This window comes from Gemmiger formicilis (assembly GCF_016901605.1).
GTDB classification, from domain to species: domain Bacteria; phylum Bacillota; class Clostridia; order Oscillospirales; family Ruminococcaceae; genus Gemmiger; species Gemmiger formicilis_B.
In genome coordinates this window covers 1-220 of record NZ_JACJKP010000869.1, presented here as the reverse complement: position 1 = coordinate 220, position 220 = coordinate 1, and the positions used below count along the sequence as shown (strand labels likewise).

General features: G+C 55.5%; 1 pseudogene. It reads left to right on the top strand.

Annotated features, from left to right (window positions below):
• Window positions 1-38: 38 nt before the first annotated feature.
• Window positions 39-220: pseudogene (locus tag H6B10_RS18970) on the top strand (hypothetical protein); the annotation flags it as partial.

Below are 220 nucleotides of genomic sequence, written 5' to 3'. Positions count from 1 at the left end.
AGGTCAAAGCGCTGCTGATCGCGGCGGTCATTCCCGCTGTGTTTACCGGCATTACCGAGCCCATCGAGTACGCCTTCCTGTTTGTGGCACCGCTGCTTTTTGTGGTGCATGCCGAACATGGCAAAAATGACCTTGCCGTTCATGACAAAGCGGCTGATGTTGATGTCGAACATGGCATCGGGGGAAGCCAGCATGGCGTTGTAGATGTTCACGGCACCCT